11 protein-coding genes are annotated in these 12,849 nt (G+C 71.4%); 10 read left to right on the top strand and 1 reads right to left on the bottom strand.

Translation table 11 applies throughout. The features are described from left to right. Positions 1 to 70: 70 nt before the first annotated feature. From paaA to FJ091_16925, 10 genes are all read left to right on the top strand, one after another. A complete protein-coding gene (gene paaA / locus FJ091_16970) occupies positions 71 to 1,045 on the top strand; it encodes a 1,2-phenylacetyl-CoA epoxidase subunit A (protein MBM4385047.1) in 975 nt (324 codons plus the stop codon). Further along, on the top strand, positions 1,042 to 1,332 hold the full coding sequence (gene paaB / locus FJ091_16965) for a 1,2-phenylacetyl-CoA epoxidase subunit B (GenBank protein MBM4385046.1): 291 nt from the start codon (positions 1,042 to 1,044) through the stop codon (positions 1,330 to 1,332). Before paaA ends, paaB begins: the two co-directional genes overlap by 4 nt. Beyond that, the gene (gene paaC / locus FJ091_16960; GenBank protein ID MBM4385045.1) at positions 1,329 to 2,081 is read left to right on the top strand and encodes a phenylacetate-CoA oxygenase subunit PaaC; all 753 of its coding nucleotides are present in this window, start codon (positions 1,329 to 1,331) and stop codon (positions 2,079 to 2,081) included. The genes paaB and paaC overlap by 4 nt, the downstream gene beginning before the upstream one ends. Before the next feature lie 91 nt (positions 2,082 to 2,172). Beyond that, positions 2,173 to 4,560, top strand: coding sequence for a TonB-dependent receptor (locus FJ091_16955; protein ID MBM4385044.1), 2,388 nt, complete (start codon positions 2,173 to 2,175; stop codon positions 4,558 to 4,560). A gap of 16 nt (positions 4,561 to 4,576) precedes the next feature. After that, a complete protein-coding gene (gene peaA / locus FJ091_16950) occupies positions 4,577 to 5,971 on the top strand; it encodes a quinohemoprotein amine dehydrogenase subunit alpha (GenBank protein MBM4385043.1) in 1,395 nt (464 codons plus the stop codon). A 17-nt stretch (positions 5,972 to 5,988) separates the two neighbouring features. Continuing rightward, entirely contained in the window at positions 5,989 to 7,452 is a 1,464-nt protein-coding gene (peaB, locus tag FJ091_16945; GenBank protein ID MBM4385042.1) for a quinohemoprotein amine dehydrogenase maturation protein, read from the top strand. Beyond that, a complete protein-coding gene (gene qhpC, locus FJ091_16940; GenBank protein MBM4385041.1) occupies positions 7,449 to 7,772 on the top strand; it encodes a quinohemoprotein amine dehydrogenase subunit gamma in 324 nt (107 codons plus the stop codon). The genes peaB and qhpC overlap by 4 nt, the downstream gene beginning before the upstream one ends. Then, positions 7,772 to 8,905, top strand: coding sequence for a quinohemoprotein amine dehydrogenase subunit beta (peaD, locus tag FJ091_16935; GenBank protein ID MBM4385040.1), 1,134 nt, complete (start codon positions 7,772 to 7,774; stop codon positions 8,903 to 8,905). Before qhpC ends, peaD begins: the two co-directional genes overlap by 1 nt. Before the next feature lie 117 nt (positions 8,906 to 9,022). Then, positions 9,023 to 10,708: an ABC transporter ATP-binding protein gene (locus FJ091_16930; GenBank protein ID MBM4385039.1), complete on the top strand. Its 1,686-nt coding sequence runs from the start codon at positions 9,023 to 9,025 to the stop codon at positions 10,706 to 10,708. Continuing rightward, a complete protein-coding gene (locus tag FJ091_16925) occupies positions 10,705 to 11,352 on the top strand; it encodes a S8 family serine peptidase (protein MBM4385038.1) in 648 nt (215 codons plus the stop codon). Before FJ091_16930 ends, FJ091_16925 begins: the two co-directional genes overlap by 4 nt. Before the next feature lie 91 nt (positions 11,353 to 11,443). On the opposite strand, the gene FJ091_16920 is transcribed toward FJ091_16925, so the two are convergent. Then, the gene (locus FJ091_16920) at positions 11,444 to 12,805 is read right to left on the bottom strand and encodes an FAD-dependent oxidoreductase (GenBank protein MBM4385037.1); all 1,362 of its coding nucleotides are present in this window, start codon (positions 12,803 to 12,805) and stop codon (positions 11,444 to 11,446) included. Between the last annotated feature and the right edge of the window lie 44 nt (positions 12,806 to 12,849).

Here is a 12,849-nt window from a genome sequence, read left to right as displayed (position 1 = left end):
GGCCGCCGCGGATTGCGTGGCCAAGCGTGCCTGGCACCGATGGCCACTGCGCGCCGGGAACGCGGTTACGATGCGCCGCATGTCCACCACGCACGCAGCACCGAGCGACGCCGAGCGCGAGGCCGCGTTCCTCGCGCGCATCGATGCTGGCGAGAAGATCGAGCCCGGCGATTGGATGCCCGATGCGTATCGCCGCCAGCTCGTGCGCATGATCTCGCAGCACGCGCACTCGGAGGTGGTGGGCATGCTGCCCGAGGGCAACTGGATCACGCGCGCGCCCTCGCTGAAGCGCAAGATCGGGATGCTCACCAAGGTCCAAGACGAAGGCGGTCACGGGCTCTACCTCTACGCCGCCGCAGAGACGCTCGGCGTCTCGCGCGAGGAGCTGGTCGCCGCGCTGTTATCAGGCGAGGCGAAGTACTCGAGCATCTTCAACTACCCGACGCTCACCTGGGCCGACGCGGGCACGATCGGCTGGCTCGTCGACCAAGCCGCGATCGTGAATCAGACGCTGCTCGCGCGCGCCTCCTACGGCCCCTACGCGCGCGCCATGCAGCGCATCTGCTCGGAGGAGCGCTTCCACGAGCGGCAGGGCTACGAGATCGTCGCGGCGCTCGCGCAGGGGAGCGCGGCGCAGAAGCAGATGGCGCAGGACTCGCTGGGCCGCTGGTGGTGGCCGACGCTGATGATGTTCGGTCCGCCCGACAGCGAGTCGCGCCACTCGGCGCAGCTGATGCGCTGGAGAGTGAAGCAGGAGTCGAACGACGCGCAGCGCGAGTGGTTCGTGAACCTCGTCGTGCCGCAGGCCGACGCGATCGGCCTAACAATCCCGGACCCGGCGATGAAGAAGGACGCGACGGGGCGCTGGCAGCACGGCCCGATCCACTGGGACGAGTTCAAGCGCGTGCTCGCGGGCGGCGGCCCGTGCGGGCGCGATCGCGTGCGCGTGCGGCGCGAGGTGCACGAGCGCGGCGCCTGGGTGCGCGCCGCGGCGGAGGCGCACGCGGCGAAGCAGGCGGAGCACGAGCGAGGCGGCGCGCGATGAGCGCCGAGACGCAGTTCGCGCTGTGGGAAGTGTTCGTGCAGGAGAAGACCGGCGCGCCGCACACGCACGTCGGCTCCGTGCATGCCGCCGACGCCGAGCTCGCGCTGCAGAACGCGCGCGACACCTTCGCGCGCCGCGACAAGCTCGTGTCGATCTGGGTGGTCGAGTCCGAGCGCATCGTCGCGTCGAAGAGCGAGCACGCCGCGGAGATGTTCGAGCCCGGCCCCGCGAAGATCTACCGCCACCCGCGCTTCTACCGGCCGGCGAACCCGAAGAAGTCCAAGTGAGCGCCGTGTTCGAGTACGCGCTCCGCCTCGGCGACGACGCGCTGGTGTTGGGGCATCGCCTCTCGCAGTGGATCGGCTTCGCGCCCGTGCTCGAGGAAGAGCTCGCGCTCGGCAACATCGCGCTCGACAACCTCGATCTCGCCCAGGCCGCGCTCTCGCTCGCGGGGGAAGTCGAGGGAGCGGGTCGAGACGCGGATGCGCTCGCCTACTTCCGCGACGACGCAGGCTTCCGGAACGCGCTGCTCGTCGAGCAGCCGGATCACGACTTCGCGTGGACCGTCGCGCGGCAGGCGCTCTTCGCCGCGTTCGCGCTCCCGAACTACCGAGCTCTCGCGAAGAGCGCGGAGCCGCGGCTCGCCGCGATCGGCGCGAAGGCTGCGCGCGAGGCCGGGTACCACGCGCGCCACGCGCGCACCTGGGTGATGCGGCTCGGCGACGGCACGAGCGAGAGCCATCGCCGCATGCAGACCGCGTTCGAGGAGCTCTTCCCATACCTAGGAGAGCTGCTCGAAGCCGATGCCGTGACGCGCGAGCTCGCTACGGCCGGCATCGCGCCCGATCCGAGCGCGTTTGCCGCGGAGGCGCACGCCGAGATCGAGGGGCTGCTGCGCGGCGCGACGCTCACGCGCCCCGATCCGGGCGCGTTCCAGCCGCGCGGCGGGCGCAGCGGGCGCCACAGCGAGCACCTCTCGCGCATGCTCGCCGAGATGCAGGTGCTCGCGCGCGCGCATCCCGGCGCGAAGTGGTGACCGCGCTCCTCGCCTGATCGCGATCAGGCGCTTTCGCTGCGAAAACCGCGGTGCAATGATGCGCGCACTATTCCTTCACGGAGTGCCACGCATGCGTCTTCGCTCGCTCGGGTTCGTGTCGGTGTTCGCACTCGCACTGCCTCTCGCGCTGAGCGCGCAGGATGCGGCGCCGCCCGCGGAGGAACAGCCCGCGTCTCTGGGCGAGATCGAGGACATCGTCGTCACCGCGCAGAAGCGCGCCCAGAGCGTTCAGGACGTGCCGATCTCGGTCGCGGCGATCGGCGGCGCCGAGATCGACGATCTCAAGATCTCGGACACGAACGACATCGCGGGGCTCGTGCCGAACCTTCAAGTGAATCAGGTGATCGGCGACGGCGCGCCCGTGTTCTCGCTGCGCGGCGTCACGATGAACGACTACAGCCTGCACCAGTCGAGCCCGGTCGCGGTGTACGTGGACGAGGTGTACGCGGGGCCTTCGGTGCTGCAGCCGATCGCCATGTTCGACCTCGATCGCATCGAGGTGCTGCGCGGCCCGCAGGGCACGCTGTATGGGCGCAACAGCACGGGCGGCGCGGTGAACCTGATCACTCGCGCTCCGAGCTTCTATAACGGCGGCACCTTCACCTTCGGCGCGGGCGACTACCACCGCTTCGAGGCGCGCGGCGCCGCCGAGTACGCGCTCGTGGAAGACGTGCTCGCGGTGCGCTTCGCCGGCATGTGGGCCGAGGCAGATGGCTGGTTCGAGAACCTCTCGCCTGGCATCCCCGACGGCAACAGCACGGACGAGTGGGCGGTGCGCGTGTCAGCGCTGTGGCGCCCGAGCGAGACGATCGAAGTGCTCGCGCGCTACTCCGCGGGCCGCTCGAACCCCGAGAACTACGGAATTCGCGCCGGGAACATCAGCCAAATCGCGATCGAGAACGGCGACCCGACGACGGGCGTCGGCGCAGGCGTGTACACGCTCTTCAACGCACTCGGTGGCGCGAACCCCAGCGATTACTTCCGCACCGGGCTCGGCAGGCGTGAGTGGGAGAGCGACAAGGATCGCAAGCGCCGCCGCGAGGCGGATCAGGCCTCGCTCCACGTGAACTGGGACATCAGCGAGAGCTTCCGCATCACGTCGATCACGTCTTGGCTGAAGGGCGACCTCGTGAATCCCGAGGACTCGGATGGCTCGCCGCTGCGCGTGATCGAGGTCGACTACCTCGGCGACGGCGATCAGGTCAGCCAAGAGCTGCGCGTCACGAGCGATCTCGAGGGCCGCTTCAACTTCGTCGCAGGCGTTTACTACGCGCGCGAGGATCTCGACATCGCATCCGACCTTCTCGTGATGTCCGGCGTCGACTTCAACCTGAACGGCGGCCTCGACTCAGACGACTGCGCCGACCCATGGAACGCCGCGCTCGGAACCCCCTTCTCGGTCGACGGAGCGAACGCGGAGGCGACGCTGAACGGCCTCGGGCTCAGCCTCGCGGACTTCGTCGCCCTCGGCTGCACCTACCGCAACAGCTTCGAGCAGGAGCGCCGCTCGATCGCGGGCTTCTTTGACGGCACGGTCGATCTCGGGCCGAACACCTCGCTGCTGCTCGGCTTCCGCGTCACGAACGACGTGACCAAGGCGAAGGACTTCACGACCTTCGTCGAAGGCGCTGGTGTGAATCTGTTCGACACGATCACGGACCTCAGCGGCAAGCTCGACGACACGGAATACAACTGGAAGGCCGGCGTCGAGCACCACTTCGGCGAGGACGTGCTCGGCTACTTCACCTACAGCCGCGGCTATCGCTCCGGCGCGTTCAATGGGCAGGCGTTCTTCGACCCGAGCGAGTTCAACGCGGTGAAGCCGGAGACGCTCGACGCGTTCGAGGTCGGCGTGAAGAGCACACTCGCGGATGGTCGCGTGCAGCTGAACGGCGCTGCCTTCTTCTACATCTACAAGGAACAGCAGTTGATCGACGTCGACCCGGCCACCGCCGCGCAGACGCTGGTGAACATCAAGCGCTCCGAAGTGATCGGCTTCGAGATCGAGGGCATCGCGCAGGTCACTGATCGCTGGCGCCTCTCGGGCGGCGTCGGATTCCTCAACGGCGAAGCGAAGAAGGGCATCGTCAGCAGCATCGACGTGAAGGGCGACACGTTGCCGAACGCGCCGGACTTCAGCGCGACGTTCGCGAGCGACTTCGACGTCTACACCTCGGACACCGGCACGCTCGCCGTGCATCTCGACGCGAACTACGTGGGCGAGCAGTACTTCACGCTGCCGCACGTGAGGCGCACGCTCGTCGACAACTACATCCTGTTCGATACGCGCATCAGCTTCGCGGCGAGCGACGAGCAGTGGGACTTCGGCTTCTGGATCAAGAACCTCGCGAACGAGTACTACGAGACCGACATCATCTCGCTCTCGGGCTTCGGCCTCGACTACACGCACGTCGGCCCGCCGCGCACGTTCGGCGCGGACATCACGTTCAATTTCTAATCGGGGCGGGGCGCACATGAGGCGAGTGCTGCTCGGTGCATTCCTCGGAGCGGCGCTCGCTGCGCCCGCGCTCGCGGAGACGCCGCAGGAGTTGTTACGGAACACCTGCGGCGGCTGTCATCAGTCGGACGCCTCGGGCGGGCTCTCGCGCATCGCGCACCAGCGCAAGACACCCGAAGGCTGGGCGATGACGATTCAGCGCATGGAGGACCTGCACGGGATCACCGTGTCGTCGCAGAGCCTCCCGCTCGGCTCCGCCGACGCGAAGCGCACGCTGATCAAGCACCTCGCCGACACGCAGGGTCTCGCGCCCTCCGAGACCGAGGGCTTCCGCTACGCGCTCGAGCAGCGCCTCGACGAGTTCGAGCCCGTCGACGCCGACTTCAAGATGATGTGCGGGCGCTGCCACTCCGCCGCGCGCGTACTCCTGCAGCGGCGCCCCGTCGACGAGTGGCGAGAGCTCGTGCACTTCCACCTCGGGCAGTGGCCAAGCACCGAGTACTCCGCGGGGGGGCGCAATCTCGACTGGTTCCCCGTCGCGCTGAACGAGACGGCGCCGATGCTCGCGGAGAAGTACGCGTACGAGAGTGCCGCGTGGGAGAAGTGGAAGAAGGCGAAGAAGCCGGACTTGTCAGGGAGCTGGAGCGTGAGTGGGCACCAGCCGAGCAAGGGCCCGTTCGAGGGCCGCTTGCGCGCGACGCCGAACGGCGCGGATGAGTACGCGGTCGAGCTCAGCGGCGAGTACCTGCGGAGCGGCGAGAAGCTCGCGGGCTCGGGTCGCGCGACCGTTTACACCGGCTACGAGTGGCGCGCGACGCTCACGGTCGGCGACGTGAAGTGGCAGCAGGTGTTCGCCGCCGGCCAGCGCGATGGGCTTCTCACGCTCGCGGGTCGCATGTACGAGCGCGATCACCACGAGCTCGGCATGCAGCTCGAGGCGATCTCGGAGCGCACGCCGTCCATGCACACGCTCGCGCCCGGGGCGAACGCGCGGATGGATCGCATCACCGTGGAGCCTCCGTACCAAGTCGCCCGCGTCGGCGACGGCGGCGGTCCGATCCCGAAGGAGTACGCGGTCTTCGACGCCGTCGCGTGGAGCAACGGCGCGGACGGGAAGCCCGAGACTGCGGACGACGTGCGCATCGGCGCGCTGCCCGCGACGTGGCGAGTCGAGCCCTGGAACGAGCAGGCGCGCGAGGAGCGCGACGTCGAGTTCGCGGGCGTGATGGATCCCGCGACGGGCGTGTTCACGCCGGGCGACGCGGGGCCGAATCCGGCGCGCAAGTACGGCACGAACAACGTCGGGAACCTGAAGGTGATCGCGACGCTGAAGGACGGCGAGCGCGAGCTGACCGCCGACGCGCACCTGATCGTGACCGTGCAGCGCTGGATCCACTCGCCGATTCCCTAATCGCTCGAAGGCACGAGATGACGCACGCGCTCGAGCTGATCCCGCACAACCTCCACCGCGTCGCGGTGGACGGGCGCGAGCTCTTGTTCCACGTGCCCACCACGAGCCTGTTCGAGCTCGACGCGCCCGCGCGCGAGGCGCTCGATCTGCTCGCCGCGTCGCCGCTCTCGCTTGTCGCGCTGCAGGCGAAGCTCGCGGCGCGGCACGACGCGAGCGCCGTCGCCGACGCGGTCGCCGAGCTCGCGGCTTGCGAGGTGGTGCGCGATCCGAGCGCGAAGCCGCTCGCGCCGGCCGCGGCGAAGCGCGTGACCTCGTTCCCGCTCACGACGGTCGTGCTCAACGTCAGCACCGGCTGCAACCTCGCGTGCGGCTACTGCTTCAAGGAAGACCTCACGAGCGTCGCCAAGGCGAACGTGATGGACTTCGCGACGGCGCAGGCGTCGATCGAGATGTTGTTGCGCGAGTCGCCCGGGCGACCGCGATACAACGTGGTGTTCTTCGGCGGCGAGCCGCTCACGCAGATGCCGCTGCTCGAGCGCGTCGTCGACTGGGCCGAGCGGCGCTTCGCGGAAGCGGGCGCGCGCGGCGATTTCTCGCTCACGACGAACGCGACCCTCGCAACGCCGCGCATCGTGGATTGGCTGAACGCGCACAACGTCGGCGTCGCGGTCTCGATCGACGGCCCGCGGGCCGTGCACGATCGCCATCGCGTGACGCGCGGCGGAAACGGCAGCTACGACGCGGTCGCGGCCAAGGTGCGGTTGTTGCGGGAGCGCTACCGCGCGCGGCCGCTCGGCGCGCGCGTCACGCTCGCGCGCGGCACCAGCGAGGTGCGCGAGATCTTCTCGCACCTCACGCGCGAGCTCGGCTTCGACGAGGTGGGCTTCGCGCCCGTCACCGCGGGCGACGACGCGCGCTTCAACCTCACGGAAGCGGAGCTGGAAGCGGTGTTCGCGGAATTCCGCGCGCTCGGCGACGAGCTCGTCGCCGCCGCGCTGCGCGGCGAGAAGCACGGCTTCTCGAACTTGCTGCAGCTGATGACGGACCTGCACTCGGGCACGAGCAAGTCGCTGCCGTGCGGCGCGGGCTACTCGATGGTCGCGGTCGATGCGAGCGGTGGCGTCAACCTCTGCCACCGCTTCACCGGCTCGGAGCTCGGCACTTTCGGCGACGTGACGCACGGCCTCGCGCGCGAAGAGCTCGGCGCGTTCCTGGAGCGTCGCCTCGACAAGTCGGGCGTCGACTGCGCCACCTGCCGCATCCGCAACCTGTGCAGCGGCGGCTGTTATCACGAGAGCTACGCGCACTACGGCGATCCGACCACGCCGACGCTGCATTACTGCGACCGCATGCGCGCCTGGATCGATTACGGCATCGCTGCGTACGCGCGCATCCTCGCTGCGCGGCCCGATTGGTTTGCACGAACGCTCTCTCCGCGGCGCGCGCTCGCCGCCGAGCGAGCGGGAGGAGTCACGGCATGAAGCACCTGAAGCCCCTCAACGCGAAGGCGGCGCAGACGAGCGCGGCAGCCGAAGCCGGCACGCTGCAAGAAGTCGTCGCGATGCAGACCGTCGCCGGCTGCAGCGCCACCACGGATCCCGGCTGGGAGGTGGACGCCTTCGGCGGCCTCGGTGGCCTCTGCCAACCGATGGAGGCCGATCTCTACGGCTGCGCGGATCCGTGCTGGTGGCCGGCGCAGGTGCCGGACATCGCGAACTCCTACCCGGACTGGGCGAAGGGCGCGGACTCCGCGGGCCGCGACTGGCGCAAGCTCGGCCCCACGTTCCCGGACGACAAGTGATGCGCCGCGTCCTGACAGCTCTCGCGCTGTGCTCGCTCGCATGCGCGACGCCGAGCGGGGAGGGCGCCTCGCTCGCCGCGCGCAAGAGCGCCGCGGGCGCCAGCGACATGATGGTCGTCACCAACCGCCCTAACAACCTGCACCTCGTCGACCTCGGCGCGCGCAAAGTGGAGCGCACCTGTGCGCTGCCAGGGCATGCGAGCCCGGCGACGCTCGCGCTCAGCCCCGACAACGGCATCGCGTACGTCCTCGGCGGCCCTCTCGGCGGCAACGTGTGGGGCGTGCGGCTCGCGGACTGCGCGCTGGTGTTCCGCGCGGCGCAGTCGCAGGGCAACGAGCGCGTCGCAACGCCGGGCGGCATCGCGGTCTCGCCCGACGGCAAGCAGCTCTACCTGCATCAAGCCCCGGTGAAGCTCTTCCTCGATCACTACGAAGTGCAGGACACGCGCATCGCCGTCTACGACACGAGCGCGGGCGACGGGGCGCAGCCGCTGCGCACGTTCGCGGCGCCGCGCCAAGTCACGATCATGAAGACGAGCGCCGACGGCACGCTCTTCCTCGCGGGCCCCGACATCTTCGCGATGAACCCCGCGACCGGCGAGACGCGCGTCGCGCTGCAGAGCCGGGCGCCTAAAGACGACGTGTTAGGGCCGCGCGACATCCTCACGGTGTGGAACATCGGCGAGAGCTCGAACGAGCTCGTGCGCATGTTCACCGCGCCGCGCTGGAAGCCGGGCGCCGTCGGCGACATGGCGCAGGCGGAGCTCGTGTGGGGCTACGAGCGCGTCGACCTCGCGACGGGCATCGCCAGCGACGCCGTGCTCGCGCCGGTGCAGGTCGGCCTCTTCACCGGCATGTCGCGCCCCGGTCGCCCCGATCAGTTCTACGCGACGCTCACGCAGGTGCAGCGCTTCGACGTTCCGAACCAGCGCATCGAGAAGAGCATCGACCTCGAGCACAGCTACTACGCGCTCGATTTCGGCAGCGACGGCAGCACGTTCTACCTGACCGGAACCTTCAACGACATCGCCATCTACGACGCCGACACGCTCACGAAGCTCGGCAACATCACGCTGCCCGGCGGAGACATGGCGACGGGGGTGCCGAAGATCTTTCGGCGCGAGGCTCGGTAGCGGGGACGGCCTCGATCGGGATGCGCCGAGCCGGGCGGGTCGTGGCGAAGAATGGGCGGCGGCGGGGCTGCATGGCGGCAGATGAGTTGCGCAATCGCGGCACTACGCTGCGGCGCGATGAGTACGCCGCACACCGCTGAAGGGCGCTGCCCCGCGCTGCGCTGGCTGTATGCGTTCGTGCTGCGCGAGCGCGCGCGAGTCGCGGGGCTGCTCGCGCTCGCGCTCGCGACGACGGGGCTCGCGCTGGCGCAGCCGTGGCTCACGCAGCGCATCATCGACGACGGCCTGCTCGCCCGCGATCGCGCTGCGCTGACCGTGAACGCGGCCTTGTTGCTGGCGGCGGGGCTCGCGGCGGTCGCGCTCTTGGGCGCGAGCCGCGTCTTCCACACCGCGCTCTCCTCGCGCGTGCTGTTCGCGCTGCGCGAGGACGTGTACGCGCACCTGCTCGCGCTGCCGCCGGGCTGGCATCGCCGCCAGCGCACCGGCGACCTGCTCGCGCGCCTGGACGGCGACATCGCGGAGCTGCAGCGCTTCAGCGTGGACACACTGTTCGCGGCGCTGTCTTCCGCGCTCGGGCTCGCCGGCGCGCTCGCGCTGATGCTGCGCATCGACGCGCGCCTCGCGCTCGCGCCGCTCTTGCTCGCGCCGATCGAGGCGCTCTGGCTGTGGCGAATGCGCCCGCGCGTCGAGGCACGCACGCGGGTGCTGCGGGCGCGCGGCGCGGACGTGTCGAGCTTTCTCGCCGAGACGCTGCCCGCGGTGCGCGCGATCCAGAACGCGACCGCGGAGCTGCGCGAGCGCGCGCGGCTCGGCGGGCTGAACGCGGCGTACGCGGCGGACTTGTTACGGCTCCAGCGCAGCGAGTTCGCCGCCGCCGCGCTGCCGCGCGCGCTCCTCGCCGCGGCGCGCGCGGGGGTGCTGCTGGTCGGCGGCGTGTTCGTGATCGAAGGGGAGCTCGCGCTCGGCGCGCTGGTCGCTTTCGGCGCGTACCTCGCGCTCTCGATCGGGCCCGTGCAGGCGCTGCTCGGCATCGCCCTCGCGTGGCAGCGCCTCGTGGTGAGCCTCGAGCGCGTGTGGGAGCTGCGCAGCGCGGTGCTTCCCGCGCGGCCGGACGGAAGCGATGCGCTCGCAGCGGGCGACATCGCGCTCGAGGGCGTGACGTTCGCTTACGACGAGGGCGCGCCGATTCTTCGCGACGCGAGCGCGCTGCTGCCGCTCGGAGAGAAGACCGCGCTGCGCGGCGCGTCGGGGATCGGCAAGACCACGCTGGTCGACCTCTTGTTGGGCCACGAGCGCCCGCAGGCGGGGCGCATCGCGATCGGCGGCGCCGACCTCGCCTCGCTCTCGCTCGCGGCGTGGCGGCGGCGCGTCGCGCTCGTTCCGCAAGACGTCGCGATCTTCCGCGCCTCGCTCGCCGACAACGCCCGCTACGCCGCGCCCGAAGCGAGCGACGCCGAGGTTCGCGAGGCGCTCGAACGCGCGGGCCTCGCGGCGCTGATCGCGCGCCTTCCGAGCGGCATCGCGACGCAGCTCGGCGAGCGCGGGCAGGGGCTCTCGGGCGGTGAGCGCCAGCGCATCGCGATCGCGCGCGCTCTGCTGCAGCGCCCGCTGCTGGTGATCCTCGACGAGCCCACTTCTCAGGTCGACGCGGAGACCGAGGCGCGCGTGCTCGCGGAGCTGGATGCGATCTTCGCCGGCGTGACGCGCCTCGTGATCTCGCACCGCGATGCGCCGCTCGCGGACGCCGACCAGCGCCTGATGTTGCGCGACGGCCGGATCGTGCGCGACGACGAGCGCGCGTGATTCGCCTCGCGCTGATCGACACGGGCTCCGCGGCGCGCCACGAGCCGCGCGTGGTGGCTGCGCGGACGTTCCGGCTGGCGGGAGACGCAGTCGTTCCGGAGGGCGGCGCTGTCGCCGCGCTCGCGCACGGGCCCGCGCTCGCGGACGTGCTGTGCGAGGTGCCCGGCGTCGAGCTGATCGTCGCACGCGTCTTCGACGACACGCACACCACGAGCGCGGCCCAACTCGCGGCGGCGCTCGACTGGGCGGCGGAGCAGGGCGCGCACGTCGCGAACGTCAGCGCCGGGCTGCGTCAGGATCGCGCCGTGTTACGGGATGCAGTGGCGCGAGCACTCGCGCGCGGCGTGTTCGTGGTCGCCGCCGCGCCGGCGCGCGGCGCGGCTTCTTTTCCCGCGGCGTACGCGGGCGTGCTTCGCGCCACCGGCGACGCGCGCTGCGCGCCAGGCGAGATCTCGTGGCTCGGCACTGCGCAGGCGGACTTCGGCGCGCACGCGACTGCGGGAGAGGTGCGCGGCGCGAGCGCCGGCTGCGCGCGTGTCAGCGCGGCGCTCGCGGCGCTGCTCGCGCGCGGCGTCGAGCCAGCGCGCGCGGTCGAGGCTCTGCGGCAGGCAGCGGCGTACGAGGGCCCGGAGCGCCGCGCGTGATCGCCGCTCCGTCTGCTCGACTTCTCGAGGTCTGACCCGCGGCAGCCATTCCTGAGCACGTGCGCGGCCGAGCCGTGCTGAGGGGTTGGGTTCAGGCCCTGAAGTCTCGAAACGCCCCGCCGGCGCCCATTTCCCCGAATCGCCGCATCTCCTCGCGATGCGCCTCCAGCCACGCGCGCACCGGTTCCCGCGCGGGCTCGGGCAGCGCGGCGAGCGCGCGCGCCTCGGCGCCAGGGGCGGCGTCGGAGGCGAGCGCGCGCACGAGTGGCGCGAGCTCGATGCCCGCGAGATGCCAGGTGCCGAGCGGGCGCTCGGGTGTGATGACGGCCTCGCGCTCCTCGACGAAGCCATCGCGCACGACCGGGCGTAGCGCGATCTCGAGCGTGCCACTCGCCGCGCCGTGCGCCGCCTCGGCGTCGGGCCAGCGCGCGCGCGTCTCCCAGAACGCGCCGCCGTGGTGCGCTGCGCCGAGCGCGTAAAAGTCGCGCGACACGCGCGCGAAGCGCGTGAACACGTCGCGCGCGCGTTCGAGCGAGAAGCGCCGCGCGAGTGCGGCGTCGTGCGGGCGGCGCAGCAGCGTGTTCACGACCGCGGGCGCGACGAGCGCCGTCGCGAGCGCCTGGAACACGCCGTTGCCCGAGAGCGGGTCGACCGCGACGGCGGCGTCGCCGATCCGAAGCGTGCGCTCGTTCGCGGCGCCGCAGTCGAGCACGGCGGTCGCGCTGCGGGCGTAGGCCGCGCCGTCGGGCTCGGCGTCCCGTAACAAGTCGCGGCACGTGGGAGACGCAGCGAGCGCTTCCGCGACGCGCGCGCGCAGCTCGCCGCGCGCCGGCGCGTCGCGCGCATCGATCGCGAGCTGCGTCGTGAGCGCCCCGGCGCCGTCGTGCGCGCACCAAGCCCAGCCGCGCGCGAGCGAGGCGACGGCGATCTGCGCGCCGCGCGCGGGCGCGCGCCAGTGCTGCACGAGACACAGCGTCTCGGGGCCCCGCACGCGGTCCGCGCCGCTCGCCGGCGCCGCTCGGCCGCGCGCATCGAGCGCGAAGCCGGCGCTGATCTCACCGCCGGATGCGAGCCCGATGCGGACTCCTTCACCGCGCGCGTCGACGCGCAGCGCTTCATCTCGCACGAGGCGCAGGCCGCGGCATTCGAGCGCGCGCACGAGTCCTGCGTCGAACGCGGCGCGGTCGACCTGCGCTTCCCCGGGCAGCTCGCGCTCTTCGCCCGCCCAGCTCACGCGGCGCGGGCAGGGCGCGCCGATCGCGGGGAGCGCTTCCGCTACGTCCAACCCGCGCAGCGCCGCCACGACGCGCGCCGAGAAGCTCTCGCGCCCCGGTCGCGCGCGCGGCTGCGAGACGACGACGACCTCGTAGCCGAGCGCCGCGAGGCCGAGGGCTGCGGCTGCACCCGCAGGCCCCGCGCCGAGCACGGCGATCTCGCACTCGTCTCGCGCCATCGCGCGAGTGTGCATCGCGCCGTGGGCTGAGGGAAACCTGAACG

The organism is Deltaproteobacteria bacterium, assembly GCA_016875395.1.
GTDB lineage: Bacteria > Myxococcota_A > UBA9160 > UBA9160 > UBA6930 > VGRF01.
This window is presented reverse-complemented; position numbering and strand designations above follow the sequence as displayed.

Coding starts and splice junctions, on each gene's coding strand:
- peaB (MBM4385042.1), top strand. CDS start 5,989: ATGACGCACGCGCTCGAGCTGATCCCGCACAACCTCCACCGCGTCGCG.
- paaB (MBM4385046.1), top strand. CDS start 1,042: ATGAGCGCCGAGACGCAGTTCGCGCTGTGGGAAGTGTTCGTGCAGGAG.
- FJ091_16930 (MBM4385039.1), top strand. CDS start 9,023: ATGAGTACGCCGCACACCGCTGAAGGGCGCTGCCCCGCGCTGCGCTGG.
- peaD (MBM4385040.1), top strand. CDS start 7,772: ATGCGCCGCGTCCTGACAGCTCTCGCGCTGTGCTCGCTCGCATGCGCG.
- peaA (MBM4385043.1), top strand. CDS start 4,577: ATGAGGCGAGTGCTGCTCGGTGCATTCCTCGGAGCGGCGCTCGCTGCG.
- FJ091_16955 (MBM4385044.1), top strand. CDS start 2,173: ATGCGTCTTCGCTCGCTCGGGTTCGTGTCGGTGTTCGCACTCGCACTG.
- FJ091_16920 (MBM4385037.1), bottom strand. CDS start 12,805: ATGGCGCGAGACGAGTGCGAGATCGCCGTGCTCGGCGCGGGGCCTGCG.
- paaA (MBM4385047.1), top strand. CDS start 71: ATGCGCCGCATGTCCACCACGCACGCAGCACCGAGCGACGCCGAGCGC.
- qhpC (MBM4385041.1), top strand. CDS start 7,449: ATGAAGCACCTGAAGCCCCTCAACGCGAAGGCGGCGCAGACGAGCGCG.